We start from the raw sequence: 25926 nt of genomic DNA, 5'->3' as shown, positions 1-25926 counted from the left end.
CACATGGCCCGCGAATATCCGCTGGAGCGGTACCGCAATATCGGCATCATGGCCCACATCGATGCCGGCAAGACCACCACGACCGAGCGTATCCTCTACTACACCGGCAAGTCCTACAAGATCGGCGAAGTCCACGACGGCGCCGCGACGATGGACTGGATGGAGCAGGAGCAGGAACGCGGCATCACCATCACCTCGGCTGCGACCACCACGTTCTGGACGCCCGAAGATCCCTCGATGGACCCCCGCTCGGAGCCTGAGGCGCTGCGCGCCGACATGCCGAAGTACCGCATCAACATCATCGACACCCCCGGCCACGTCGACTTCACCATCGAAGTCGAACGCTCGCTGCGCGTCCTCGACGGCGCGGTTGCGGTGTTTGATGGAGTTGCCGGGGTGGAACCCCAATCCGAGACCGTCTGGCGCCAGGCCGACAAGTACGGCGTTCCGCGGATGTGCTTCATCAACAAGCTCGACCGCACCGGCGCCGACTTCTACTACTGCGTCCAGTCGATCATCGACCGCCTCGGCGCGACGCCGCTGGTCATCACCCTGCCGATCGGCGCGGAAAGCGACCTCAAGGGTGTCGTCGACCTCGTCGCCAACCGCGGCATCGTGTGGCAGGCCGAAGATCTCGGCGCGAAGTACGAGTTCGTCGACATTCCCGCAGACATGGCCGACAAGGTCGCGGAATATCGCGAGAAGCTGATCGAAACCGTCGTCGAACAGGACGATGAGGTCATGGAAGCCTATCTCGAAGGCAACGAGCCCGACATCGCGACGCTCAAGAAGCTCATCCGCAAGGGCACCATGGCGCGCGACTTCGTGCCTGTGGTGTGCGGCTCGGCGTTCAAGAACAAGGGCGTCCAGCCCCTGCTCGACGCGGTCGTCGACTACATGCCGTCGCCGCTCGACGTGCCGGCGATCAAGGGCGTGCTGCCCGACAGCGACGTGGAAGAGACCCGTCCGTCGTCGGACGAAGCGCCCTTCGCTGCGCTGGCGTTCAAGATCATGAACGACCCGTTCGTCGGCTCGCTGACCTTCACCCGCATCTATTCGGGCAAGCTCTCCAAGGGCTCGGTCCTGAACTCGGTGAAGGACAAGAAGGAAAAGATCGGCCGTATGCTGCTGATGCACTCGAACAACCGCGAGGACATCGAAGAAGCATACGCCGGCGACATCGTCGCACTGGCAGGCATGAAGGACACGACCACCGGCGATACGCTGTGTGATCCGGCGAAGCCGATCATTCTCGAGCGCATGGAATTCCCCGAGCCGGTCATCGAACTGTCGGTGGAACCCAAGACCAAGGCCGACCAGGAAAAGATGGGCGTCGCCCTCAACCGCCTGGCCGCCGAGGACCCGAGCTTCCGCGTGTCGACCGACCACGAGTCGGGCCAGACGATCATCAAGGGCATGGGCGAGCTTCACCTCGACATCCTCGTCGATCGCATGAAGCGCGAGTTCAAGGTCGAAGCCAACGTCGGTGCGCCGCAGGTGGCTTACCGCGAATATCTCGGCAAGCCGGTCGACGTCGACTACACCCACAAGAAGCAGTCGGGCGGCTCCGGCCAGTTCGGCCGCGTCAAGGTGAAGGTCGAGCCGGGCGAACGCGGCCAGGGCTTCGTCTTCCAGGATGAGATCAAGGGGGGCAACATTCCGAAGGAATACATCCCCGCGATCGAAAAGGGCTTCCGTGAACAGGCCGAGAGCGGTCACCTGGTCGGCTTCCCGATCATCGACTTCACCGTCACCCTGTATGACGGTGCGTACCACGACGTCGACTCGAGCGCGATCGCGTTCGAAATCGCCGGTCGCGGTGCGATGCGCGAAGTGGCCGAACGGTCGGGCATCAAGCTGCTCGAGCCGATCATGAAGGTGGAAGTCGTCACTCCCGAGGATTACCTCGGCGACGTGATCGGCGACCTCAACAGCCGTCGTGGCCAGATCCAGGGCACCGACAGCCGCGGCAACGCCCAGGCAGTCGAAGCCAACGTGCCGCTCGCGAACATGTTCGGCTACGTCAACGAGCTGCGTTCGTTCACGCAGGGTCGTGCGCAGTACTCGATGCAGTTCAGCCACTACGACGAAGTGCCGGCGAACGTCGCACAGGAAGTCAAGGAGAAGCTTGCGTAAGGCAGCTTCACCGTCTAGGGGCGGCGCCTGATTCCGCGGGCGCCGTTTCCATCCCGCAGAAATTCACATTCAAGTTAGAGGTTATTGGAAAATGGCGAAGGAAAAGTTCGAGCGTAACAAGCCGCACGTCAACGTCGGCACCATCGGTCACGTCGACCACGGCAAGACCACGCTGACCGCGGCGATCACCAAGGTCCAGGGCGCAGCCGTCGATTTCGCAAACATCGACAAGGCGCCCGAAGAGCGTGAGCGCGGTATCACCATCTCGACCGCACACGTCGAATACGAAACCGAAGCGCGTCACTACGCACACGTCGACTGCCCGGGTCACGCCGACTACGTGAAGAACATGATCACCGGTGCCGCCCAGATGGACGGCGCTATCCTGGTCGTGAACGCTGCCGACGGCCCGATGCCGCAGACCCGCGAGCACATCCTGCTCGCCCGCCAGGTCGGCGTGCCGCAGCTGGTCGTGTACCTGAACAAGGTTGACCAGGTCGACGACGAGGAAATCCTCGAGCTCGTCGAACTGGAAGTTCGCGAACTGCTGAGCTCGTACGACTTCGACGGCGACAACATTCCGATCGTAAAGGGCTCGGCTCTCGCCGCTCTCGAAGGTCGTGATCCTGAAATCGGCGAAAACTCGATCAAGGAACTGATGGACGCCGTCGACAGCTACATCCCGACCCCGGACCGTCCGGTCGACAAGCCCTTCCTGATGCCGATCGAAGACGTGTTCTCGATCTCGGGCCGCGGCACCGTCGTCACCGGCCGTGTTGAAACCGGCGTCGTGAACGTTGGCGACGAAGTCGAAATCGTCGGCATCAAGGACACGCAGAAGACCACCGTCACCGGTGTCGAAATGTTCCGCAAGCTGCTCGATCGCGGTGAAGCCGGCGACAACATCGGCGCCCTGATCCGCGGCATCGGCCGTGAAGACGTGGAGCGTGGCCAGGTTCTGGCGAAGCCGGGTTCGGTCAATCCGCACACCGAGTTCAGCGCCGAAGTCTACGTCCTGTCGAAGGACGAAGGCGGCCGTCACACGCCGTTCTTCGCGAACTACCGTCCGCAGTTCTACTTCCGCACCACCGACGTCACCGGCGAAGTGATCCTTCCCGAAGGCACGGAAATGGTGATGCCGGGCGACAACGTGACCATCTCGGTCAAGCTGATCGCGCCGATCGCCATGGACGAAGGCCTGCGCTTCGCAATCCGCGAAGGCGGTCGCACCGTCGGCTCGGGCGTCGTGAGCTCGATCACCAAGTAATCTTCCAAGCGGAAGCTACTTGAAAAGTTTGGGGCCCGCTCCTCCTCGCGAGGGGTGGGCCCCCCGACTTTTGCGGGCAGGGGCCGACCGGTTTGCACGGTTCGTCCCGCCGCCGTTTCCCCCGCGCAAATCGGGTGGAAATCAGGGGTTGCCAGATACCGGGCTCGCCCGTATATGCGCGCCCACAGACAGAGATTCGTCTCCGTCGCAGAAATTCATGGAAGGTCGCCCAGCCGGGAAACCGGGACGACTTGGGCGGGCCTTTCTTTTTTGCGGTTTGAAAATCAGGCCGCGTGGCTCTTTCGCATCGGTGTAGGAAATGGAAGCTCAGAATATCCGCATTCGCCTCAAGGCGTTCGATCATCGCGTTCTCGACCAGGCAACTGGTGAAATCGCAGAAACCGCACGTCGTACGGGTGCTCTTATTCGTGGCCCCATTCCCATGCCGACGCGTATCGAGAAGTTCACCGTGAACCGCGGCCCGCACATCGACAAGAAGTCGCGCGAGCAGTTCGAGGTGCGCACCTACAAGCGCCTGCTCGATATCGTGCAGCCGAACGCCCAGACCGTCGACGCGCTGATGAAGCTCGACCTCGCGGCTGGCGTGAACGTCGAGATCAAGCTGGCCTAAGCCGCTGATCCGGTCCCCGGCAGGACCTTAAACCGGCCGGAAGTTCAGGGGCTCTCGATTGCCCCGCCGGATCGCAAGGTCCGGCAAGACATCGGGATACCGCCGGATCTGATCCGGGTCTGCGTCCCCCGTCTCGCTCCCAAGGCGCAAGCCGCGGAAGCACTCAGCCCGGACGGGGCGACGCATCATAAACGGGCTGGCAAGCACCTCGGATGGGCCGGGGTGCCTCTGTGTTAGGAGTTTACGATGCGCACAGGCGTTATCGCAAAGAAAGTCGGGATGACCCGCCTCTTCCAGGAGGACGGTCGGCACGTGCCGGTCACCGTTCTCGCACTGGAAGATTGCCAGGTTACTGCCCACCGCACTGCCGATCGCGATGGTTACTTCGCGGTCCAGGTCGGTTCGGGCGAAGCCAAGCAGAAGAACGTGAACAAGCCGCAGCGTGAAGCCTTCGCCAAGGCTGAGGTTCCGCTGAAGATGAAGGTCGCCGAATTCCGCGTTGACACCGAAGAAGCGCTGCTTCCGGTCGGTGCCCGCATTTCGGCCGAGCACTTCGTCGCCGGCCAGAAGGTCGACATCACCGGCCACACCCAGGGTAAGGGCTTTGCCGGCGCCATGAAGCGCTGGGGCTTCGGCGGTCTTCGCGCCACCCACGGTGTGTCGCTCTCGCACCGTTCGCACGGTTCGACGGGTAACCGCCAGGATCCGGGCCGCGTGTTCAAGGGCAAGAAGATGGCCGGCCACATGGGCGACCGTCAGCGCACCCAGCAGAACCTCGAGATCGTGCGCACCGACGCCGAGCGTGGCCTGCTCTTCGTCAAGGGTTCGGTCCCGGGTTCGAAGAACGGCTGGCTGCTGGTCAAGGATGCCGTGAAGATCAAGCATGGCGAGCTGCCGTTCCCGGGCGTGATGCGCCGCAACGAAGCCGATTTCGCCACTGAAGAAGCGGCACCCGGCCTCGTCGAAAGCGCAGCCGAGCACGAAGTCGGCACCGAAGTCTCCGCCGAGCAGCAGGAAGCCCTGCTCAAGGCACAGGAAGCCGGTGTAGACGCCGAAACCACCACCGACACGCCCGCAGCCGACACCGGCGCGGACGACAACAAGGAGGGCTGATCCGTGAAGGTGAAGGTCCAGAAAATCGACGGCAAGGCCGTCAGCGGTTCGGGGGGCGAAATCGAGCTCAACGACGACGTGTTCGGGGTCGAGCCGCGTGCCGACATCCTGCACCGCGTTGTCACCTGGCAGCTCGAAAACCGCCGCGGCACTGCCCGCCCGACGCGCGAGCGTTCGGACGTTGCCCGCACCGGCAAGAAGTTCGGTCGCCAGAAGGGCGGCGGTACGGCCCGTCACGGTGACCGTGCAGCTCCGATCTTCATCGGCGGCGGCAAGGCCCACGGTGCCCGCAAGCGCGACTTCAACCAGTCGCTCAACAAGAAGCTGCGCGCCCTCGGCCTGAAGATGGCCCTGTCGAGCAAGGCGAAGGACGGCCTCGTCGTCGTCGACAGCCTCGAGCTCAAGGACGCCAAGACCAAGGCTCTCGCCGCCACCTTCGGCAAGAACGGCTGGAACGGCAAGGTTCTCGTGATTGACGGCGAAAGCGTCAACGACGGCTTCAAGAAGGCTGCCAACAACCTGCCGGGCGTCAACGTCCTGCCGGCCATGGGCGCGAACGTCTACGACATCCTGAAGCACGACACGCTGGTCCTCACCAAGGACGCGGTCGAGAAGCTGGAGGCCCGTTTCAATGGCTAAGAAGCAGGAAGTGGAAGCGCGTCACTACGACGTCGTGCTCGCACCGCACATCACCGAGAAGGCAACTCTGGCGTCGGAACACAACGCCGTGGTCTTCAAGGTCGCGGGCGATGCCACCAAGCCGCAGATCAAGGAAGCCGTCGAGGCGATCTTCGGTGCGACGGTTGCGAACGTGAATACCGTTGTTGTGAAGGGCAAGACCAAGCGCTGGAAGGGCAAGCCCTACAAGCGCACCGACATGAAGAAGGCGATCGTGACGCTTACTGCTGACAGTAAGCCCATCGACGTCACCAGCGGTATCTGAGGGGCTAGAGAGAAATGGCACTCAAGAACTACAAACCCACGAGCCCGGGCCGTCGCGGCCTGATCCTCGTCGACAAGTCGGGCCTCTACAAGGGCAAGCCGGTGAAGTCGCTCGTCGAAGGCAAGCGCAAGACCGGTGGCCGCAACAACAAGGGCCACGTCACTTCGCGCGGCATGGCCGGCGGCCACAAGCAGAAGTACCGCTATGTCGACTTTAAGCGTCGCAAGTGGGACGTCGAAGGCACGGTCGAGCGTCTGGAATACGACCCGAACCGCACCGCTTTCATCGCGCTGGTGAAGTACGAAGACGGCGAACTGGCCTACATCCTCGCCCCGCAGCGCCTTGCTGTCGGCGACAAGGTCATCGCGTCGGAGAAGTGCGACACCAAGCCTGGCAACGCCATGCTGCTCGGCCAGATGCCGGTCGGCACGATCTGCCACAACGTGGAAATGAAGCCGGGCAAGGGCGGCCAGATCGCCCGCGCCGCAGGCTCCTACGTCCAGTTGGTCGGCCGTGACCGCGGCATGGTCATCGTGCGCCTCAACAGCGGCGAGCAGCGTTACCTGCGCGCCGACTGCATGGGTACCGTTGGCGCCGTGTCGAACCCGGATAACCAGAACCAGAACCTGGGCAAGGCCGGTCGTCGTCGCTGGATGGGCATCAAGCCGCTCACCCGTGGTGTCGCCAAGAACCCGGTCGACCACCCGCACGGTGGTGGTGAAGGCCGCACCAGCGGTGGCCGTCACCCGGTCACTCCGTGGGGCAAGCCGACCAAGGGCGCCCGTACGCGTAACAACAAGCAGACGGACAAGATGATCATCCGTTCGCGGCACGCCAAGAAGAAGAGGTAACCGGACATGGCACGTTCCGTCTGGAAAGGTCCGTTCGTCGAACTCAGCCTTCTGAAGAAGGCCGAAGACGCGCAGGACACCACCAATGCGAAGCCGATCAAGACCTGGTCGCGCCGCAGCACCATCCTGCCGCAGTTCGTTGGTCTCACGTTCAACGTGTACAACGGCCACAAGTTCATCCCGGTCTCCGTCTCGGAAGAGATGGTCGGCCACAAGCTCGGCGAATTCGCGCCGACCCGGACCTTCCCGGGTCACGCCGCCGACAAGAAGGGTAAGCGCTGATGAGCAAGCAGAAAGCTCCCCGTCGCGTTGCCGACAACGAGGCGCTGGCCGTCGGGACCACGATCCGTGGCTCGGCGCAGAAGCTGAACCTCGTCGCCGGGCTGATCCGCGGCAAAAAGGCCGAAGAGGCCATGAACATCCTCGCCTTCAGCAAGAAAGCGATGGCGAAGGACGCCAGCAAGGTACTCGCTTCGGCGATCGCCAATGCGGAAAACAACCACAACCTCGATGTCGACGCCCTGGTCGTTGCCGAGGCTTCGGTGGGCAAGTCGATCACGATGAAGCGCTTCCACACCCGTGGCCGCGGCAAGTCGACGCGCATCCTGAAGCCGTTCAGCCGCCTGCGCATCGTCGTCCGCGAGCAGGAAGAGGCGTAAGATGGGCCACAAGAGCAACCCGATCGGTCTGCGCCTGCAGATCAACCGCACCTGGGACAGCCGCTGGTACGCCGAAGGGCGCGACTACGCCAAGCTGCTCAGCGAAGACGTCGAGATCCGCAAGTACATCCTCGAGGCCCTGCCGCAGGCAGCAATCTCGAAGGTGGTGATCGAGCGTCCGGCCAAGCTGTGCCGCATTTCGATCTATGCAGCCCGACCCGGTGTGATCATCGGCAAGAAGGGCGCGGACATCGAGAAGCTGCGCGCCAAGCTGTCGACCATGACCGCCAGCGAAGTGAAGCTGAACATCGTCGAGATCCGCAAGCCGGAAATCGACGCCAAGCTCGTCGCCCAGGGCATCGCCGACCAGCTGGTCCGCCGTGTCGCTTTCCGCCGCGCGATGAAGCGCGCCGTGCAGTCCGCCCTGCGTCTCGGTGCCGAAGGCATCAAGATCACCTGCGGCGGCCGCCTCGGCGGTGCAGAAATTGCCCGCGTGGAATGGTACCGCGAAGGCCGCGTTCCGCTGCACACGCTGCGCGCGAACATCGACTATGCGGAAGCCGAAGCGCTGACCGCCTATGGGATCATCGGCATCAAGTGCTGGATCTTCAAGGGCGAGATCATGGCGCATGACCCGACCGCCCAGGACCGCCTCATGATGGAAGCCCAGACCTCGGGCGTCCGTCCGGCGCGCTGATTGCAGGATTAGGAAAGAACCATGCTGCAACCGAAGAAAACCAAGTACCGCAAGGCGTTCAAGGGCAAGATCCATGGCAACGCCAAGGGCGGCACCACGCTCAATTTCGGGTCGTACGGCCTGAAGGCGCTGGAGCCCGAGCGGATCACGGCTCGCCAGATCGAAGCCGCCCGTCGTGCGATCACGCGCCACATCAAGCGTCAGGGACGCCTGTGGATCCGCGTGTTCCCGGACGTGCCGGTGTCGAAGAAGCCCGCCGAAGTCCGTCAGGGTAAGGGCAAGGGCTCGATCGAATACTGGGCCGCTCGCGTGAAGCCGGGCCGCATCCTGTTCGAGCTCGACGGCGTTGCCGGCCCGCTGGCCGCCGAAGCGTTCGAGCGCGCAGCGATGAAGCTGCCGATCAAGACCAAGGTCGTTGCCCGCCTGGGCGACACCTCGCACCTCGGAGGCGAATGATGGCCAAGACCGAAGACCTGCGCCAGAAGTCGGACGACCAGCTGGCCGAAGAGCTGACCACGCTGAAGCGCGAGCAGTTCAACCTCCGCTTCCAGGCGGCGACGAACCAGCTCGAGGCTCCGGCCCGCATCCGCGAAGTTCGCCGCACGATCGCCAAGATCAAGACGCTGCAGAACGAGCGTTCGCGCTCGGAAGCGGCGAAGGCTTAAGGAGTAGACCATGCCCAAGCGTATCCTGATCGGGACCGTCACCTCCGACAAGACCGACAAGACCGTGACCGTTCTCGTCGAGCGCAAGGTGAAGCACCCCCTCTACGGGAAGATCATCCGTCGCTCGAAGAAGTACCACGCCCACGACGAGAACAACGAGTTCACGCTCGGTGACGTCGTGCGCATCGAAGAAACCAAGCCGATCTCCAAGACCAAGACCTGGCAGGTGATCGACCGTGTTACCGCTGGCGGCACGCAGGCCGTCGAGGCCGACCTCGACGTCGCAGCCGCAGGTAACTGAACCGATTTGACGTAGGAACTGCCGGACAGGTTTCGGCAAGCCATTGAGAAGGAACCGGATCGATGATCCAGATGCAATCCAATCTCGACGTCGCGGACAACAGCGGCGCCAAGCGCGTCCAGTGCATTAAGGTACTGGGCGGCTCCAAGCGCCGGACTGCTTCCGTGGGCGACGTGATCGTGGTTTCCGTCAAGGAAGCCCAGCCGCGCACCAAGGTGAAGAAGGGCGATGTCCATCGCGCCGTCATCGTGCGCACGAAGAAGGACGTCCGCCGCCCCGATGGCAGCGTGATCCGCTTCGACAGCAATGCCGCGGTGCTCGTCAACAAGAACGAAGAGCCGATCGGCACCCGTATCTTCGGCCCGGTGGTCCGCGAACTGCGCGGCCGCGGCTTCATGAAGATCATCTCGCTTGCTCCGGAGGTGCTGTAATGGCCGCCGCTAAGATCAAGAAGGGTGACAGCGTCGTTGTCCTGTCCGGCAAGGACAAGGGCAAGACAGGTACCGTCGCGAAGGTCATGCCCAAGGACGGCAAGATCGTCGTCGAAGGCGTGAACATCGCCGCCCGTCACCGCAAGCCGACCCAGACCAACCCGCAGGGTGGCATCGACCGTTTCGAAGCGCCGATGCACATCAGCAAGGTTGCCCTGGCAGACCCGAAGGATGGCAAGCCCACCCGCGTCCGTTTCGAAACGAAGGACGGCAAGAAGGTGCGCGTTGCCGTGAAGAGTGGGGAGACCATCGATGGCTGAATATACCCCCCGCCTGAAGCAGAAGTACGAGGACCAGATCGTCAAGGCGATGACCGAGAAGTTCGGTTACAAGAATCGCCTCGAAGTCCCCAAGCTCGAAAAGATCACGCTCAACATGGGCGTTGGCGAAGCGAGCCAGGACAAGAAGAAGGTCCAGACGGCTGCCGAGGAAATGGCCCTGATCGCCGGCCAGAAGCCGGTCATCACCAAGGCCAAGAAGTCGATCGCGCAGTTCAAGCTGCGTGAAGGCATGCCGATCGGTTGCAAGGTCACCCTGCGCCGCGAACGCATGTTCGAATTCCTCGATCGCCTGGTCACCGTCGCAATGCCCCGCATCCGCGACTTCCGTGGCCTCAATCCGAAGTCCTTCGACGGTCGTGGCAACTACGCCATGGGCCTGAAGGAACAGATCGTCTTCCCCGAAATCTCGTACGACAAGATCGAGAAGGTCCGGGGCATGGACATCATCGTCACCACCACGGCGAAGACCGACGAAGAGGCTCGCGAGCTTCTGAAGCTGTTCGGTTTCCCGTTCCCGGCTGAAAAGTCGGAAGAGAAGGAGGCGGCGTGAGCCGCTAATAGAGGAACTTAAGTCCAATGGCGAAACTGAGTTCGATCAACAAGAACGAGCGTCGCAAGAAGCTCGTGAAGCAGTATGCGGACAAGTACGCGAAGCTGAAGGCTATCGCGGACGACAAGTCGCTCGACGAGACCGAACGCCTGATGGCGCGGCTCAAGATGGCTGAACTGCCGCGCAACGCGAACCCGACCCGGGTGCGCAACCGCTGCTCGACCACCGGCCGCCCGCGCGGCTACTACCGCAAGTTCGGCCTGAACCGCATCGAACTGCGCGACCTCGGCAACAAGGGCCTGATTCCGGGCCTGACCAAGTCGAGCTGGTGAGGAATCGATAGATGGCTATGACCGATCCCCTGGGTGACATGCTCACCCGCATCCGCAACGGCCAGCGCGCGAAGAAGGACAGCGTCCTTTCGCCCGCCAGCAAGCTGCGTGCGAACGTCCTCGAAGTGCTTCAGCGCGAAGGCTACATCCGTGGCTTCAGCGACGACACTTCGGGCAAGCACCCGCAGCTGCGGATCGAACTGAAGTATTTCGAGGGCGAACCTGCGATCAAGCATGTCGCTCGCGTCTCCAAGCCGGGCCGCCGCGTCTATTCGGGTTCGAAGGAACTCCCGATCGTGCGCAACGGCCTCGGCATCACCATCGTCTCGACGCCGAAGGGTGTGCTTTCCGACGCGGAAGCCCGCACCCAGAACGTCGGCGGCGAAGTGCTGGCGGAGGTGTTCTGATGAGCCGCATCGGCAAGAAGCCGGTCGCGATCCCGAGCGGGGTCGAGGCCAAGATCGAAGGCGAAACGCTCAGCGTGAAGGGCCCCAAGGGCACCCTCACCATGGGTCTTTCGGACCTGATCGACTACAAGCTCGAAGACGGCGAGATTTCGGTCAAGCCGGCCAACGACACGCGCGCTGCCCGCAACCACTGGGGCATGCAGCGGACGCTGGTTTCGAACCTGGTCGAAGGTGTGACCGAAGGGTTCACCAAGGTCCTTGAGATTACCGGTGTGGGCTACCGTGCCAACGCGCAGGGCAAGACCCTGAAGCTGCAGCTCGGCTATTCGCACGACGTCGATCTCGAGGTTCCCGAAGGTCTCGAAGTGAAGACCCCGGACCAGACAACCGTGGAGATTTCCGGCATCGACAAGCAGGCCGTGGGCCAGTTTGCCGCCGAGGTCCGCCGCTGGCGCAAGCCCGAACCCTACAAGGGTAAGGGCATCAAGTACCGCGGCGAATACATCTTCCGCAAGGAAGGGAAGAAGAAGTAAGATGGCAAAGCTCTCTCTCTTTGAACGCCGCCGTCGCCGCGTCCGTACCGCTCTCAAGAGCGTGTCGGGTGGCAAGCCCCGCCTGTCTGTGCACCGCACCGGCAAGCACATCTACGCGCAGATCATCGACGATGCGGCCGGCAAGACCCTTGCCGCAGCCTCGACGCTGGGCGCGAAGGGCTCGGGTGCCAATGTCGACGCCGCCAAGCAGGTCGGCAGCGACATCGCTGCTGCTGCCAAGAAGGCCGGCGTCACCACCGTTGTGTTCGATCGCGGCGGCTTCCTGTTTCATGGCCGCGTCAAGGCGCTGGCCGACGCCGCCCGCGAAGGCGGGCTGGAGTTCTGATGATGGCTGACGAAAACAAGACCGAAGAAACCGTGACCGCACAGACGGAAACCGCGGTGACCAACGAGCAGCCGGCAATCGCCGACACGCCGTCGGAAGCAGCTGAAAACCAGTCGCCCGCGCAGGGCGACGAAGGTCAGCCGCGCCAGGGCCGTGGCCGTGGTCGCGGTGGCGAGCGCGGTGAAGGCCGCGGTCGTGGCCGTGGTCGCGACGATCGTCGTGGCAACCGCCGCGAGGAAGAAGACGATGGCATCATCGAGAAGCTCGTCCACATCAACCGCGTCAGCAAGACGGTGAAGGGCGGCAAGCGCTTCGGTTTCGCTGCGCTGGTCGTGGTCGGTGACGGTGCAGGCCGCGTCGGTTTCGGCAAGGGCAAGGCCCGCGAAGTGCCGGAAGCGATCAGCAAGGCGACTGCCGCTGCGCGCAAGAAGATGGTCCGCGTCCCGCTGAAGGAGGGCCGCACCCTCCATCACGACGGCAACGGCCGCTTCGGTGCCGGCAAGGTCACCGTTCGCACCGCGCCTCCGGGTACCGGCATCATCGCCGGTGGTCCGATGCGCGCCGTGTTCGAGAGCCTCGGCGTCGCCGACGTGGTGACCAAGTCGGTCGGCACCTCGAACCCCTACAACATGATCCGCGCCACCTTCGACGCGCTGACCAACCAGACTTCGCCGAAGTCGGTGGCCCAGCGTCGCGGCAAGAAGGTCGCCGACCTGCTCGGCCGTGGTGGCGCATCGGAGGCCGAGGCTGAAGCCGACGCCGCCGCTATTGCGGAGTAAGATTGATGGCGAAGAACGACACCATCACCATCAAGCAGATCGGTTCGCCGATCCGCCGTCCGGAAAGCCAGCGCAAGATCCTGATCGGTCTTGGGCTCAACAAGATGCACAAGACGGTCACCCGCCAAGACACCCCCGAGGTGCGTGGCGCGATCGCCAAGATCCCGCATCTTGTGCAGATCGTCGACTAACCAGCCGACGGTATAGTTTGACGGGGGCGGCCTGCTGCGATAGCGGGCCGCTTCCATTTTTCAGCGCGAACAAAAGCGAAAGCGAGTGCACATCATGAAACTGAACGACATCCGCGACAATCCCGGCGCCCGTAAGTCCCGCATCCGCGTGGGCCGTGGCATCGGTTCGGGCAAAGGCAAAACCGGCGGCCGCGGCCAGAAGGGCCAGAAGAGCCGTTCGGGCGTCGCCATCAAGGGCTTCGAAGGCGGCCAGATGCCGCTACACATGCGCCTGCCCAAGCGCGGCTTCAACAACCCGTTCGGCAAGGACTTCGCCGAAGTGAACCTGGGCATGGTCCAGAAGTTCATCGACGCCAAGAAGCTCGATGCCAAGAAGGTCATCGACCACGAAGCGCTGCAGGCCGCCGGCCTCGCACGCGGCGGCAAGGACGGCGTCCGCCTGCTCGGCAAGGGTGAATTGACCGCCAAGGTCAAGTTCCTTGTGGCCGGTGCCTCGAAGGGTGCGATCGAAGCGGTCGAGAAGGCCGGTGGTTCGGTCGAAGTGATCGCCAAGGCCCAGCCGGAGCACGAGAAGAAGGCTGCGCGGACCGAAGCGAACAAGGCCAAGAAGGCCAAGTAATCGGGAAAATCGGGGGGCGGGGTTCGACAATCCGCCCCCCGCTCCCTATCTGTCCGGTCAGCGCCGGGACGGGCCGGCCGCAAGCTAGGATCGAAATCGACCAATGGCATCACGCGCCGATAATATCGCGAGCAATCTCAGCCTCGCCAATTTCTCCAAGGCCACCGAGCTCAAGAACCGTATCTGGTTCACCGTCGGTGCGCTGATCGTCTTCCGCTTCCTGAGCTTCGTGCCGCTCCCGGGTGTGAACCCGCTGATCCTGAGCGACCTTTACGACCAGACGCGCGGCGGAATCCTCGATCTGTTCAACACCTTCTCGGGCGGCAGCCTGGAGCGCATGAGCCTCATCGCGCTCGGCGTGATGCCCTACATCACCGCCTCGATCGTGGTGCAGCTGGCAGCGGCGCTCCACCCGAGCCTCGCCGCGCTCAAGAAAGAGGGTACGGTCGGGCGCCAGAAACTGAACCAGTATACCCGTTACGGCACGGTCTTCCTGTGCGCGATCCAGGGCTGGTTCCTCGCCTCGGGCCTTGAAAGCTACGGCGCGCAGAGCGGCCTGCAGGCCGTCGTCGATCCGGGCCTCATGTTCCGCATCGGCGCGGTCATCAGCCTCGTCGGTGGGACCATGTTCCTGTTGTGGCTGGGCGAGCAGATCACCAGTCGCGGTATCGGAAACGGCGTGTCGCTGATCATCATGGCCGGTATCGTCGCCCAGTTCCCCACCTTCGTATCCAACATGGGGTCGGGCTATTCCGAAGGCTCGATCAGCACTGCGGTCATCGTCGGCTTCATTCTGATGGTTGTCGTCCTCATCCTCGGCATCTGTTTCTTCGAGCGAGCCCAGAGGCGCCTTCTGATCCAGTATCCAAAGCGGGCGACCCAGCGCGGCATGATGCAGGCTGACCGCTCGCACCTGCCGCTGAAGCTCAACACCGCCGGTGTCATTCCGCCGATCTTCGCCAGCTCGCTGCTGCTGCTGCCGCTGACGATCACGCAGTTCGCCGGCAATTCGGTCGATACAGACAGCACGTTCGGGGCAACCCTGCAGACCGTGCTGCAGTATCTCCAGCACGGCCAGCCGCTTTACATGGCGCTCTACGCCGTCGGCATCATCTTCTTCTGCTTCTTCTACACCGCGATCGTCTTCAATCCCGAAGAGACCTCGGAGAACCTGAAGAAGAACGGCGGGTTCATCCCCGGCATCCGTCCGGGCAAGCGCACCGAGGAATATCTCGATTACGTGCTGACCCGCATTACGGTGATCGGGGCGATTTACCTCACGGTCGTCTGCGTCGTGCCCGAGTGGGGCATTGCGCAAACCGGTGTTCCGCTGTTCCTCGGCGGCACCAGCCTGCTCATCGTCGTCAACGTGACCGTCGACACGATCAGCCAGATCCAGTCGCACCTTCTGGCACACCAGTACGGCGACCTCATCAAGAAGGCCAAGTTGAAGGGCCGCCAGCGCTAAGGCATAGCAGCGCGGCGACAGGGGATTCTCGGACGATGGACATCATTCTTCTCGGCCCTCCGGGCGCAGGCAAGGGAACGCAGGCGCACCGGCTCGAAGAGCATCACGGTATGCGGCAGCTTTCGACCGGCGACATGCTGCGCGCGGCGGTGAAGGCGGGCACGCCCGTCGGCATCAAGGCCAAGGCGATCATGGACCGCGGCGATCTCGTCTCCGACGATATCGTGAGCGAGCTGATCGATGCCGAGCTGACTGCGATGGGGCCTGAAACCGGCGCTATCTTTGACGGCTATCCGCGCACCGAAGCGCAGGCGGAAATGCTCGACGGTATCCTGGCCAAGCACGGCCGCAAGCTCGATCACGTTATCGAACTCGAAGTGAACGAGGACGAACTGGTCAAGCGCATCACCGGCCGCTTCACCTGCGCGGAATGCGGCGAGGGCTATCACGACACTTTCAAGCAGCCCGCCGTGGAAGGTGTCTGCGACAAGTGCGGCTCGACCGAGTTCAAGCGCCGTCCCGACGACAATGAAGAAACCGTGCGGAACCGCATGGCGATCTATCGCAAGGAAACCGCGCCGATCCTGCCGGGCTACGAGGCGAGGGGGATCGTCAGCCGCGTTGACGGCATGGCCGCGATCGAAGACGTCACCCACGCGCTCGACGCAATTCTGGCGGCCTGATCCGACACTACTTTGCAGAGCGATTAGCTTGCCCTAGGACCCGTGCAAACGAGGGAGATAGGGATGTTTCGTACGATCGCTGCCGCTTCGGCTATGCTGCTGGCCGCTCCGGTATCCGCAGAAGTCGTTGAAACCAGCGCAAACGGCTTCGTCACGCGCGACACGGCGAATGTCGCGGCCAGCCCGATGGAAGCGTGGCTGGCACTGACTCGGCCTGGCCTGTGGTGGAATGATTCGCACACCTGGTCGGGCGACGCCGCCAATATGACGCTGACCCCGCAGGCCGGCGGCTGCTTCTGCGAGCGCGTCCCCGGCGAGGATCGCGAGGACGGCTTCTCGCTCGACGGTAGCGTCCAGCACATGACCGTGGTGCAGGCCTATCCGCTGCGGGTCTTGCGCATGCGGGGCGGGCTGGGACCGCTCCAGGGGGAACCGGCGACCGGAATCCTCACGATCACGTTGAAGGAGGTCGATGGCGGCACCCGCATCTTGTGGGAATACAATGTCGGCGGCGCGATGCGGTACGTGATCGCCGAGATTTCAAAGGCGGTCGATGCCGTCATGAGCCAGCAGCTTGCCGGCCTGCGCGATCATCTGGGTGCTTTGGACGCCTCACCAGTGGACGAAAGCGACTGACAGGCTTTTGACGCCATGCACTTGCTGGTGTAACAGGCTTGAACATCACGGCGGACCGCCCATATCGGCGGTCACGTCGCATGTGCGCGCAAGGCGGTTGACCTCACGGGCGAATCCTCCTAAGCGCGCGTTTCATTCGACACTTGCGGTGAGTCCGGCAGGCGGCAGCCTATTGCGCGCCATCCGGGCTTTTTGCGTTAGCTACCCGCGGGCGCGTCGGTGAATTTGAGCGATGAGATAGGGGTGTCGGCCCGTTCCGGCAGTTCCCTGTGGAGCATGGAGAAGTAAGTGGCTCGTATTGCCGGGGTGAACATCCCCACCAACAAGCGCGTTATTATCGCGCTCACCTATATTCACGGTATCGGTCGCACCACGGCCGTCGAGATCGCCGACAAGCTCGGCATCGATCACACCCGCCGCGTGCAGGATCTTTCGGACGAGGAAGTGCTGCGCATCCGCGAGACGATCGACGCCGATCACACCGTCGAAGGTGACCTTCGTCGCGAAACCGCGATGAACATCAAGCGCCTGATGGACCTCAAGTCCTTCCGCGGCCTGCGTCACCGTGCCGGCCTGCCCGTTCGCGGCCAGCGCACCCACACCAACGCCCGCACCCGCAAGGGCAAGGCCAAGCCGATCGCCGGCAAGAAGAAGTAAGCTTCGGTCCCCGACCGCAGCTTTTCCCTTCTTGAGAATATGTAAGGAAACACCACAATGGCACGCGAACCCGGCCGTATTCGGCGCCGCGACAAGAAGAACATCTCTTCGGGCGTCGCGCATATCAACGCCAGCTTCAACAACACCATGATCACCATCACCGACGCGCAGGGCAATGCGATCAGCTGGTCCAGCGCCGGCATGATGGGCTTCAAGGGCAGCCGCAAGTCGACTCCCTATGCCGCGCAGGTCGCGGCCGACGACGCGGGCCGCAAGGCTGCCGAGCACGGCGTGCGCACCCTCGAGGTCGAAGTGAAGGGCCCGGGCTCGGGCCGTGAAAGCGCACTGCGCGGTCTCGCCGCAGTCGGTTTCACGATCACGTCGATCCGCGACGTGACGCCGATCCCGCACAACGGGGTCCGTCCTTCGAAGCGTCGTCGCGTCTGATCCGTACCTGCCTGGCGGCTCGCAGCTGAGCCGCCGACAACCCTCACGGACCGGGCGCTCTTGCCAAAGAGCTCCGGTCCCGTCCGCATCCTAACCAGGGGATTTTCATGTCCGTCAACATCAAGAACTGGCAGGAACTCAAGAAACCCAATACCCTTGATATCAAGGACTCCGGCGACAAGGCCCGCAAGGCCACCTTCGTCGCCGAACCGCTCGAGCGTGGCTTCGGCCTGACGCTCGGCAATGCCCTGCGCCGCGTGCTCCTGAGCTCGCTCCAGGGTGCCGCGATCACCTCGATCAAGATCGAAGGCGTGCTGCACGAATTCTCGTCGCTCGCCGGTGTCCGCGAAGACGTCACCGACATTGTCCTCAACGTGAAGCAGATCGCGCTGAAGATGGAAGGCGAAGGCATGAAGCGCCTGCAGCTTTCCGCCACCGGCCCTGCCGAAGTGAAGGCCGGCGACATCGCCGTTTCGGGCGATATCGAGGTGATGAACAAGGACCTCGTGATCTGCCACCTCGACGAGGGCGCGACGCTGAACATGGAACTCACTGCCGACACCGGCAAGGGGTACCGTCCGGCCGTCATGAACCGCCCGGTCGATGCGCCGATCGGCCTGATCCCGGTCGACTCGCTTTACTCGCCGGTTCGCCAGGTGAGCTACAAGGTCGAGAACGCCCGCGTCGGCCAGGAGCTCGACTACGACAAGCTTTCGCTGACCGTCGAAACCGATGGCACCGTCACCCCGGAAGACGCCGTGGCCTATGCTGCGCGCATCCTCCAGGACCAGCTGACGCTGTTCGTCCACTTCGAAGACGGCATCCCGCAGCCCAGCTCGGCCATGATCGGCCAGGCCGCTGAGCCGCAGGAAAGCGACACCAACCAGCTCAACCGTTACCTCCTCAAGAAGGTCGACGAGCTCGAACTGTCGGTCCGTTCGGCGAACTGCCTCAAGAACGACAACATCATCTACATCGGCGACCTGGTCCAGAAGACCGAGGCCGAGATGCTCCGTACGCCGAACTTCGGCCGCAAGAGCCTCAACGAGATCAAGGAAGTCCTTTCCTCGATGGGTCTGCGCCTCGGCATGGACATCCCGGGCTGGCCGCCCGAGAACATCGAGGAAATGGCCAAGAAGCTCGAACAGGAGCTGCTGGGCTAAGCCGACTTCGATTGGCATTCTGGAATTGGGGGGTGGATGCCAAGCGGCTCCGCCCCCTTTTTCGTTTCGGTCGCGCAGGTTGGACATTGCCGACAAATCGGAGCATGCCTCTCTGTCTGGGGTCCTGAGTCGAACTCTTTCAAGGGAGATTGCGAATGGCGAGGTTCCAGGGGACGATCGGCGACGACGAAATCTTCGGTACGCGCTTCAACGATATAGTCGAAGGCAAGGCTGGCAACGATTCCATCTCCGGATGGGCCGGTGACGACCTCCTCAAGGGGGACGAGGGCAACGACCGGATCTACGGCGGCCGCGGCAGCGACGATCTGCAGGGCGATGCCGGAAACGATTACCTCGATGGCGGCAATGGTAGCGACATCCTCGAGGGCGGTCTGGGCAACGACCGGCTTCTCGGCGGAGCAGGGAGCGATGTGTTCCTGTTTGCTGACGTCAATGCGGGCCGGGACCGCATCCTCGACTTCCAGGACGGCATCGACAGGATCGGCTTCGACCTCGCAACGGTCAATTCGTTCGCCGATCTCGACATCACGCAACTCGCAAGCGGCAATACGCTGATCAGCTGGGATACCGGCTCGGTGGTGCTGGTCGGCGTGACGCCCGCGATGTTGAGCGCCGCCGACTTCACCTTCTGAGCGTCAGGGCCTGATCAGAGGGGCTGGAGCGGCGCGTGCTCCGGCCCCGAATTGCCTTGACTCGGTGAAGGAGAAATGGGAAGGGCGCGCCCGCGAGGCTGGTGACAACCCTGTTGTCCGGCCTCGCTGCATTTTCAGACATCGCCATTCGACGATGCAGGCATCGGAAGCGGCCTCAACGCCTCCAGGTTTGGGCTACCTCGCACGGGCCCCTGACGAACGAAGGATAGATTGAAATGCGTCACAAGATTTCCGGCCGCAAGCTGCAGCGCAAGACCGGCCACCGCAACGCGATGTTCCGCAACATGGCTGCCGCGCTGATCAAGCACGAGCAGATCATGACCACCGCCCCCAAGGCGAAGGAACTGCGTCCCTATGTCGAAAAGCTGATCACGCTGGCGAAGCGCGGCGGCCTTTCGAACCGCCGCCTCGCCCAGAGCCGCCTGCAGGACGACGCGCAGCTGAAGAAGCTCTTCGAAACCCTCGCCGAGCGTTACTCGGACCGTGACGGCGGCTACACCCGCATCATCAAGGCCGGCTACCGCGCCAGCGACGCCGCGCAGATGGCCGTCATCGAGCTGGTCGATCGCGACGTCGACGCCAAGGGCCAGGACAGCGGCCCGGTGATGAACGAGGAAGAATTCGAAGACGCGTAAGCGTTCTCGCATCGCAACAAGCAGGGCCGGGAGGGAAACCTTCCGGCCCTTTTGTTTTGCACGCAACGAAAGCCGTGCCACAAGGCGCGTATGATCAGACAAGCCCTTGCAGCCACGGTGCTGCTCGCCGCCGCTCCGCTCGCCGCGCAATCGACCACGCAGGATGAATTGCAGGCGCGATACGACCGGGCGCTTGCTGCGGGCTACAAGTCGCTGTTCCTGTGTGGCGCGATGGCATCCGATCCCTCCGGTCTGCGCCGAAGCGAATTGTCCGTCGAGCAGTACGAGCTGACCGGCATCTATGACGCGCTGGACCCGATGGTGCGCGAAATGCCGCATCGGATCGAACGTGGTGCAGACGGCATGATCGACTACGTCGGGACCGACTGGGCCGAGGACATGCCGCCCCGCGTTGCGGAATATCGCGGCGAGACCGGATGTGCGCTGCTTCCCATCGGCGCTTCGCTTCCCACAGGCGAGGAATTGCGTGAAACACGCATCGACCGGGTCGGCGATCCGACCGTCTATCCTCTCACCGAGGCTGTGAGCCCGGCGACCACGCAGGCTGCAAGGCTCGCCCTGACAGCCAAATATGGAGAGGACACACGGACGACCGCGGTCCTCGTGCGGCAAGGCGATGTAACCAGAGGCAAGGCTTTCGCGCCCGGATTCGATGCCAACAGCAGGCAGCGGACATGGTCTGTCGCCAAGAGCCTCGCCACCACTTTAGTGGGGGCCGCCGTGCAGGGCGGCGCCGCCGAAGTAATGCAATCGGCCGGGCTGGGTCTCGACGAGAGCGACCCGCGCCGGGCCATCACCATCGACAACCTCCTGCGCATGGCCTCGGGCCGGTATTCGGACACGGCGGGCAACCGCACCGACCCACTCTACATGGGTGGAACCACGATCGGGGAGAGCGCGCTCGACTGGCCGCTGCTGCACCCGCCCGGGTCAGTCTATCGCTATGCGAACAATGACACGCTGGCCGCCGTACAGGCCATCGATGGCTATCTGGGCGCGCACCCTCCAGCCATGTTGTTCGAACGCCTGGGCATGCACGACACCACGGCCGAGACGGATTGGCAGGGCGATTATATCCTCTCCAGCCAGGTATGGACCAGTGCGGCAGACTTGGCCCTCGTCGGCCAGCTGTACCTGAATGACGGTATCTGGCGTGGTGAGCGCATCCTGCCGGAGGGCTGGGTGGAGTACGTCTCCAGCCCCTCCGGTCCGCAACCCGATGGCCCCTTCGGCTACGGCGCGGGGTTCTGGCTGCTCAACAAGTCCGAGGGCGTGCCCAGCGACACGTTCGCCGCGATGGGCAATCGCGGGCAGTTCATAATAATCGTCCCGAGTCTGAACGTCGTGATCGTCCGCAGGGGTGAGGATCCGGCAGGATCACGGTTCGATATCGCTGGCTTCACGCGCGATGTGCTTGAATCGCTTGAGAAATAAACGTTCAGGTAGAAAGGCATTTTCCTGAACATTGCCTGTCGCCGCAATTCAGCGTCACCTCAGTGCGAATCACCTAGAAGAGGCTCAACCGAGGCAGTCCCGCCACGGTACAGACGAGGAGAGCCTCACATGACCAAGAACCTCAAGAGCTTTGCGAAAGGTGGGATCGCAACGGCTGCCGTGGGCGCGATGGCGCTTGCCGGAGCCACGCCTGCCCAGGCCCGCGACCGCCACGACGACGGCATTTCCGTCGGCGACGTGATCGCCGGAGCAGTGATCATCGGCGGTATCGCCGCCGTCGCCAGCGCTGCGAACAAGAACCGCGGCTACGACTATCGCTACGATGGCCGCTATGACGAACGGCGCTATGACGACCGTTATTACCGCGACAGCCGCTACCGCGGCGATCGCTGGAGCCATCGCGGCAACCCGCGCAACGCGGTCGAGAAGTGCGTCAATGCCGCCCGTCAGGATGCCCGTCGCTATGGCTATCACTATGCCCAGGTGACCGACATCCGCGACGTCGACGACACCCGCTATGGCTGGAAGGTCAAGGGCCGGATGGTTGTCGACGGCAACTACCGCGGCGGTCACTACGATCGCTACGGCTACCGCGACCGCTACAACCGCTACCAGCGCTGGAACGACCGCGATAGCGGCAGCTTCACCTGCTACATCGATCGCGGCCGCGTCGCCGAAGTCGACTTCAGCGGCATCCGCGGCCTGCGCTGAGCGACAGGACGTGTAGGAACCACCACGGGCGGTTCAGGCTCCATGCAGCCTGGACCGCCTATTTCTTCGCCATCGTATCGCATTGCGCGCCGAGGTGGGGGCGCGCCCAACGGGGTAACGGGCCATGACGTCCAAGCGTAATCTCACCGCCTTTCCGGCGCTCCTTGCCGCACTCTCGCTCACCGCGACGCCTGCCGCCGCTGCCGACCTGCCGCTTCCGGCCACCACGGCTGCCGCAGATGTCGCAGCTGCTTGGGAACCGCGCGATGACACTTCCGACTATCACCGCCGCTACCGGTATCGCCGCGGAGTGAGTGCGGGCGACGTGCTGGCGGGGGTTCTCATCATCGGCGGGATCGCAGCGATCGCGAACTCCGCGAAACGGTCGGAAGACCGCCGTTACCGCGAGCGCGACTATCGCTATCCCGACAACCGCTATCCCGAACGTCGCGACGACTACCGTCAGGATTATGACGCCCGCGGCATCGACCGCGCTGTCGAGATGTGCGCGAGTGAAGTCGAGCGCAGCGTCCGGATCGAAAGCGTCGACACGGTGAACCGCACCGGGCAGGGCTGGCAGGTCACGGGATCGCTCTACAATGGCGAAGGCTTCACCTGCTCGATCGGGCAGGACGGGCGGATCGAGGCGATCGACTATGGTCGTGGCGGCGCTGCCTACCAAGGCGGCTATGAAGACAGCCAGGCCGGGGACGACCGCGACTATTCGGCGCAGGCCCCGCAGGACGATCGCCAGTACGACGAGGATTATTACGCCGCAGCCCGTGCCCGTGCGGACGGGCAGGACGGCGCGCAGCCGGCTTATCCCGGCGGTCCGGTCGAGGGCGACGTCGACCAGCCCGACCTCGAGTTCGGCACCGGCTACAAGGGTGCGGGCGAGGGCGCCTAGTCGCGCTGGTACGCCGGGAGCGACAGGCTCCACCTGATCGCGGCGAGGCGCAGGCCGAACCCTGCGCCCGTCGCCCCCAGCCACACCCACTCGCGCACCAGCCCTCCAACGTCGCCAAGCACGGTGATGACGGCGGAAAGCGCGGCTGCGGTGACATAGAGTTCGGGCCGCATCAGGATCGATGGGCGCCCGGCGATGACGTCGCGGATGATGCCGCCGGCGCAGCCGGTGAGGACACCCATCAGGAATGCGGGTGTCGGCGGCACCCCGTATTCGAGCGCCTTGGCCGTCCCCAGAACGGCGTAGGCGGCAAGGCCGAGCCCGTCGGCGATCGACAGGAACCGGCCTTCCCACCAGCGCGTCGGCGTGAACCAGGCGAACAGCGCCATGCCGAGGCAGATCGCCGCGACCCAGGCATCGTGGATCCAGAACACCGGCGCATCGATCAGCAGGTCGCGAACGGTGCCCCCACCGACCCCGGTGATGAGCGCGAAGAACGAAAGTGTGACCAGCGTCTGCTTCTCGCGCGCAGCCACCAGCGCACCGGTCAGCGCGAAGATCGCCACGCCGGCGAGGTCCAGCCAGTCTAGGACCGGGGTGAGGACTTCGGCGTTCATGCGCGAACCTTCGCCTTGCGGCGGCGGAACATGAGCACACAGCCGAGCAGCGCGCCGATCACCGACAGGAAAGCGAACAGCACCAGGATCGGGTGATGCGTATCCTCGCGCGTCTGCAGGTCCATGATGTGGAGGCCCCACATGAAATCGAAGGTGCGCCACCACTCGGTGCGCACGGCCTCTATCTGCCCGGTTTCGGTCCCGACGTAGACATGCGTGCCGTCGGCCAGCGCGACTTGCCAGACCGGCATCGGTCGGCGGAAATCGAAAGGCACGCTGTCGGCGTCATACAGCGTCGTGTCCACCACCTGGTCGCCGCCCTCGATGGATTCGGCCACGATCAGCCGCGCTTCGACGTTCGAGAGCGGGCTCATCCTGCTGCCGTCGGCGCGGAAGCGGTCGCTGGTGCCGTCCATATAGGTGATGCGGGTGACGGTCTCGCCGCGCTCGACCTGCGTGGTGACCGTGCGGACCGGCTTGGTGCTGCCAGAAGGCAGCGAGACCGAAATATTGGTATCGGGCGGCAATGCCTGTTCGGCGACGTCCTTGCGCAGATGGTTGCCGCGCACTTCCTCGATCGGCTTCGCGACCATGACGAGGCCGGTCACCGTCCACATCAGGATCGGGAAGCCGACCAGCCACCCGAGCCAAATGTGCCACTTCGCGAAGCGCCGCATGGCGCGCTGTTGTCCCATAGTCCTGCCTTGACGACCCTAGCCGTGGAGGATGCGGCCGATGGCCTCCGCCGCGGCGATGCAATCCAGATCGGCCCATCTGCGCGATATGACCTGCATCCCGCAAGGCAGATCGTCCGTCCCGCCCACAGGCAGGACGGTGGAGGGCAGGTTGGGATAGGTCGCCAGGCCCGCCCAGCACAGGGCGGAGGCGCCCGGCTGCGCGCTGCCGTTGATCGTGATCGGGCCATCGAACACACGCGCGTCGCTGTGCGGTACGGCGAGCACGGGCGCGGGCGGGGCGAGCACGAAATCATAGGTTTCGAAAAGCTCGGCCCAGGAGTTTTCGTTGCGGGTCTGGAGGTCGAGCATGTCGAACCAGTCGGTCGCGCTCGCGCGCTTGCCGCCGGGCGCGGGCCCGCCCCGCGCCATCGCGACGTTGAGCATCCGCATGTAGTTCGCCTGCTGGTGGGCGAGATCGGGCAGGAGGTCGCTCGACCGGTCGATGGCAAGTCCCGCGGCCTCGAGCGCAGCCACAGCGTCCTCGATCGGTCCGCGCACCGCCTCGTCGGTCGGGCAGGAGGGGTGATCGAGTAGCAGCAGGAAGCGGCATTCGCTGATCGGCTTGCCGCGCGCGCGGATCGGCAAACTCGCGGTCAGTTCCATCAGGATGCGCAGGTCTGCCGCGTTGCGGGCAAGCGGCCCGGCGATGGAGAGCGCGCCGTCGTGCGCACCCTCGCCGCCCACTGCGGGATGGTCGTGCCCGTGCTTGGAGATCAGCGCCCAGCTCGACTTGTGGCCCCAGACGCCGCAGAAATGCGCCGGCACGCGTACCGATCCGCCGATGTCGGTTCCGAACTCGCACGGGACCATGCCGCTCGCGACGGCTGCCGCCGAACCGCCGCTCGACCCGCCGGGGGAGCGTTCGTGATCATGCGGGTTGTTGGTGCGGCCATAGACCGGATTGTTCGATTGCCAGTCGGCAAGGTCGGGCGGAACATTGGTCTTGCCGACGAACACGACGCCCGCGTCCTTGAGCAATCTGACCACGCGCGCATCGCGCGCGGCGATGTTTTCGGCATAGGCCTTGTGCCCCCAGCAGGTCGGCAACCCGGCAATGTCGAAACTTTCCTTGATCGTCATCGGCACGCCGTAGAGCGGCTGGTTGCCGCGCGCCTGCGTGCGGTCCATGCCGCGCGCTGTGGCGATCGCGCGCTCGAAATCGGGCACGACGACGGCGTTGATATGCGCGTCGTCCTTCTCGATCCGCGCGATTGCGGCCTCGACTGCCTCGAGCGGCGAAAGCTCTCCCCGGCGAATGGCCGCCGCCGTTTCGAGCGCGCCGGGTTTCTTGGTCAGCTTCGGATAAGGCATGGGCGTTCCTCC

At 63.8% G+C, this 25926-nt stretch carries 37 protein-coding genes; 34 read left to right on the top strand and 3 right to left on the bottom strand.

Annotated features, from left to right (window positions below; genetic code table 11):
- The first annotated feature begins 3 nt into the window (after window positions 1–3).
- The 34 genes from fusA (at window position 4) to K3172_RS11525 (ending at window position 23249) form a co-directional block, all read left to right on the top strand.
- Window positions 4–2136, top strand: a complete 2133-nt coding sequence (gene fusA, locus K3172_RS11690; protein WP_221590224.1) for an elongation factor G — start codon at window positions 4–6, stop codon at window positions 2134–2136.
- A gap of 91 nt (window positions 2137–2227) precedes the next feature.
- Window positions 2228–3403 (top strand): elongation factor Tu, encoded by a 1176-nt coding sequence (tuf, locus tag K3172_RS11685; RefSeq protein WP_221590222.1) that lies wholly within the window; start codon window positions 2228–2230, stop codon window positions 3401–3403.
- 319 nt (window positions 3404–3722) lie between these two features.
- A complete protein-coding gene (rpsJ, locus tag K3172_RS11680; RefSeq protein WP_061924928.1) occupies window positions 3723–4034 on the top strand; it encodes a 30S ribosomal protein S10 in 312 nt (103 codons plus the stop codon).
- A 246-nt stretch (window positions 4035–4280) separates the two neighbouring features.
- On the top strand, window positions 4281–5147 hold the full coding sequence (gene rplC, locus K3172_RS11675) for a 50S ribosomal protein L3 (RefSeq protein ID WP_221590220.1): 867 nt from the start codon (window positions 4281–4283) through the stop codon (window positions 5145–5147).
- A gap of 3 nt (window positions 5148–5150) precedes the next feature.
- Window positions 5151–5786: a 50S ribosomal protein L4 gene (gene rplD, locus K3172_RS11670; RefSeq protein WP_221590218.1), complete on the top strand. Its 636-nt coding sequence runs from the start codon at window positions 5151–5153 to the stop codon at window positions 5784–5786.
- Window positions 5779–6090 (top strand): 50S ribosomal protein L23, encoded by a 312-nt coding sequence (locus K3172_RS11665; protein ID WP_221590216.1) that lies wholly within the window; start codon window positions 5779–5781, stop codon window positions 6088–6090. The genes rplD and K3172_RS11665 overlap by 8 nt, the downstream gene beginning before the upstream one ends.
- Before the next feature lie 14 nt (window positions 6091–6104).
- Window positions 6105–6941, top strand: a complete 837-nt coding sequence (gene rplB, locus K3172_RS11660) for a 50S ribosomal protein L2 (RefSeq protein WP_221590214.1) — start codon at window positions 6105–6107, stop codon at window positions 6939–6941.
- Window positions 6942–6947: 6 nt separating this feature from the next.
- Window positions 6948–7223, top strand: coding sequence for a 30S ribosomal protein S19 (rpsS, locus tag K3172_RS11655; RefSeq protein ID WP_221590212.1), 276 nt, complete (start codon window positions 6948–6950; stop codon window positions 7221–7223).
- A complete protein-coding gene (gene rplV / locus K3172_RS11650; RefSeq protein WP_221590210.1) occupies window positions 7223–7600 on the top strand; it encodes a 50S ribosomal protein L22 in 378 nt (125 codons plus the stop codon). Before rpsS ends, rplV begins: the two co-directional genes overlap by 1 nt.
- Window position 7601: 1 nt before the next feature.
- Window positions 7602–8297 (top strand): 30S ribosomal protein S3, encoded by a 696-nt coding sequence (rpsC, locus tag K3172_RS11645; protein WP_221590208.1) that lies wholly within the window; start codon window positions 7602–7604, stop codon window positions 8295–8297.
- Between the two features lie 21 nt (window positions 8298–8318).
- A complete protein-coding gene (gene rplP / locus K3172_RS11640) occupies window positions 8319–8753 on the top strand; it encodes a 50S ribosomal protein L16 (RefSeq protein ID WP_221590206.1) in 435 nt (144 codons plus the stop codon).
- On the top strand, window positions 8753–8962 hold the full coding sequence (rpmC, locus tag K3172_RS11635; RefSeq protein ID WP_221591157.1) for a 50S ribosomal protein L29: 210 nt from the start codon (window positions 8753–8755) through the stop codon (window positions 8960–8962). The genes rplP and rpmC overlap by 1 nt, the downstream gene beginning before the upstream one ends.
- A 10-nt stretch (window positions 8963–8972) precedes the next feature.
- Window positions 8973–9263, top strand: coding sequence for a 30S ribosomal protein S17 (rpsQ, locus tag K3172_RS11630; RefSeq protein WP_173214996.1), 291 nt, complete (start codon window positions 8973–8975; stop codon window positions 9261–9263).
- A gap of 62 nt (window positions 9264–9325) precedes the next feature.
- Window positions 9326–9694 carry a 50S ribosomal protein L14 gene (gene rplN, locus K3172_RS11625; RefSeq protein WP_006831888.1) on the top strand — a complete coding sequence of 123 codons (369 nt, stop codon included), beginning with the start codon at window positions 9326–9328 and terminating at the stop codon, window positions 9692–9694.
- Window positions 9694–10014 (top strand): 50S ribosomal protein L24, encoded by a 321-nt coding sequence (rplX, locus tag K3172_RS11620; protein WP_221590204.1) that lies wholly within the window; start codon window positions 9694–9696, stop codon window positions 10012–10014. The genes rplN and rplX overlap by 1 nt, the downstream gene beginning before the upstream one ends.
- Entirely contained in the window at window positions 10007–10585 is a 579-nt protein-coding gene (gene rplE / locus K3172_RS11615) for a 50S ribosomal protein L5 (RefSeq protein WP_221590203.1), read from the top strand. Before rplX ends, rplE begins: the two co-directional genes overlap by 8 nt.
- 26 nt (window positions 10586–10611) lie before the next feature.
- Window positions 10612–10917: a 30S ribosomal protein S14 gene (gene rpsN / locus K3172_RS11610; RefSeq protein WP_221590201.1), complete on the top strand. Its 306-nt coding sequence runs from the start codon at window positions 10612–10614 to the stop codon at window positions 10915–10917.
- 11 nt (window positions 10918–10928) lie between these two features.
- Entirely contained in the window at window positions 10929–11324 is a 396-nt protein-coding gene (gene rpsH, locus K3172_RS11605; RefSeq protein ID WP_221590199.1) for a 30S ribosomal protein S8, read from the top strand.
- On the top strand, window positions 11324–11857 hold the full coding sequence (gene rplF / locus K3172_RS11600; protein ID WP_221590197.1) for a 50S ribosomal protein L6: 534 nt from the start codon (window positions 11324–11326) through the stop codon (window positions 11855–11857). The genes rpsH and rplF overlap by 1 nt, the downstream gene beginning before the upstream one ends.
- A 1-nt stretch (window position 11858) precedes the next feature.
- Entirely contained in the window at window positions 11859–12203 is a 345-nt protein-coding gene (gene rplR / locus K3172_RS11595; RefSeq protein ID WP_221590195.1) for a 50S ribosomal protein L18, read from the top strand.
- Between the two features lie 2 nt (window positions 12204–12205).
- A complete protein-coding gene (rpsE, locus tag K3172_RS11590) occupies window positions 12206–12982 on the top strand; it encodes a 30S ribosomal protein S5 (RefSeq protein WP_425594711.1) in 777 nt (258 codons plus the stop codon).
- 5 nt (window positions 12983–12987) lie between these two features.
- Window positions 12988–13173: a 50S ribosomal protein L30 gene (gene rpmD / locus K3172_RS11585; protein ID WP_221590193.1), complete on the top strand. Its 186-nt coding sequence runs from the start codon at window positions 12988–12990 to the stop codon at window positions 13171–13173.
- A gap of 94 nt (window positions 13174–13267) precedes the next feature.
- Window positions 13268–13792, top strand: a complete 525-nt coding sequence (rplO, locus tag K3172_RS11580; RefSeq protein ID WP_221590191.1) for a 50S ribosomal protein L15 — start codon at window positions 13268–13270, stop codon at window positions 13790–13792.
- Between the two features lie 103 nt (window positions 13793–13895).
- On the top strand, window positions 13896–15260 hold the full coding sequence (gene secY / locus K3172_RS11575) for a preprotein translocase subunit SecY (protein WP_221590189.1): 1365 nt from the start codon (window positions 13896–13898) through the stop codon (window positions 15258–15260).
- A gap of 35 nt (window positions 15261–15295) precedes the next feature.
- Window positions 15296–15943, top strand: a complete 648-nt coding sequence (locus K3172_RS11570; RefSeq protein ID WP_221590187.1) for an adenylate kinase — start codon at window positions 15296–15298, stop codon at window positions 15941–15943.
- Between the two features lie 63 nt (window positions 15944–16006).
- Window positions 16007–16579, top strand: coding sequence for an SRPBCC family protein (locus K3172_RS11565; protein WP_221590185.1), 573 nt, complete (start codon window positions 16007–16009; stop codon window positions 16577–16579).
- A 288-nt stretch (window positions 16580–16867) separates the two neighbouring features.
- Window positions 16868–17236 carry a 30S ribosomal protein S13 gene (rpsM, locus tag K3172_RS11560; RefSeq protein WP_221590182.1) on the top strand — a complete coding sequence of 123 codons (369 nt, stop codon included), beginning with the start codon at window positions 16868–16870 and terminating at the stop codon, window positions 17234–17236.
- Window positions 17237–17293: 57 nt separating this feature from the next.
- Window positions 17294–17683 (top strand): 30S ribosomal protein S11, encoded by a 390-nt coding sequence (rpsK, locus tag K3172_RS11555; RefSeq protein ID WP_160607305.1) that lies wholly within the window; start codon window positions 17294–17296, stop codon window positions 17681–17683.
- Window positions 17684–17790: 107 nt separating this feature from the next.
- Window positions 17791–18846 (top strand): DNA-directed RNA polymerase subunit alpha, encoded by a 1056-nt coding sequence (locus K3172_RS11550; protein WP_221590180.1) that lies wholly within the window; start codon window positions 17791–17793, stop codon window positions 18844–18846.
- A gap of 155 nt (window positions 18847–19001) precedes the next feature.
- Window positions 19002–19499, top strand: a complete 498-nt coding sequence (locus tag K3172_RS11545) for a calcium-binding protein (RefSeq protein ID WP_221590178.1) — start codon at window positions 19002–19004, stop codon at window positions 19497–19499.
- A gap of 236 nt (window positions 19500–19735) precedes the next feature.
- On the top strand, window positions 19736–20155 hold the full coding sequence (gene rplQ / locus K3172_RS11540; RefSeq protein ID WP_221590176.1) for a 50S ribosomal protein L17: 420 nt from the start codon (window positions 19736–19738) through the stop codon (window positions 20153–20155).
- A gap of 90 nt (window positions 20156–20245) precedes the next feature.
- The gene (locus K3172_RS11535; RefSeq protein WP_221590174.1) at window positions 20246–21610 is read left to right on the top strand and encodes a serine hydrolase domain-containing protein; all 1365 of its coding nucleotides are present in this window, start codon (window positions 20246–20248) and stop codon (window positions 21608–21610) included.
- Between the two features lie 129 nt (window positions 21611–21739).
- Complete coding sequence (locus K3172_RS11530) at window positions 21740–22342, top strand: hypothetical protein (RefSeq protein WP_221590173.1); 603 nt, start codon at window positions 21740–21742, stop codon at window positions 22340–22342.
- A gap of 124 nt (window positions 22343–22466) precedes the next feature.
- Complete coding sequence (locus K3172_RS11525) at window positions 22467–23249, top strand: hypothetical protein (RefSeq protein ID WP_221590171.1); 783 nt, start codon at window positions 22467–22469, stop codon at window positions 23247–23249.
- Here K3172_RS11525 and K3172_RS11520 read toward each other — a convergent pair.
- Genes K3172_RS11520 through K3172_RS11510 form a run of 3 tightly spaced genes read right to left on the bottom strand, consistent with a single transcriptional unit; the run spans window position 23246 to window position 25914 of the window.
- Window positions 23246–23866, bottom strand: a complete 621-nt coding sequence (locus K3172_RS11520; RefSeq protein WP_221590169.1) for a trimeric intracellular cation channel family protein — start codon at window positions 23864–23866, stop codon at window positions 23246–23248. The two genes, K3172_RS11525 and K3172_RS11520, sit on opposite strands and share 4 nt — an antisense overlap.
- A complete protein-coding gene (locus K3172_RS11515) occupies window positions 23863–24561 on the bottom strand; it encodes a PepSY domain-containing protein (protein ID WP_221590167.1) in 699 nt (232 codons plus the stop codon). The genes K3172_RS11520 and K3172_RS11515 overlap by 4 nt, the downstream gene beginning before the upstream one ends.
- 18 nt (window positions 24562–24579) lie before the next feature.
- Window positions 24580–25914: an amidase family protein gene (locus tag K3172_RS11510; RefSeq protein ID WP_221590166.1), complete on the bottom strand. Its 1335-nt coding sequence runs from the start codon at window positions 25912–25914 to the stop codon at window positions 24580–24582.
- Window positions 25915–25926: the final 12 nt, after the last annotated feature.

Source organism: Qipengyuania proteolytica (assembly GCF_019711565.1).
In the GTDB taxonomy this organism is placed as follows: domain Bacteria; phylum Pseudomonadota; class Alphaproteobacteria; order Sphingomonadales; family Sphingomonadaceae; genus Qipengyuania; species Qipengyuania proteolytica.
Note: the sequence above shows the minus strand (reverse complement) of the source record. Positions and strands in the feature narration are given on the sequence as shown.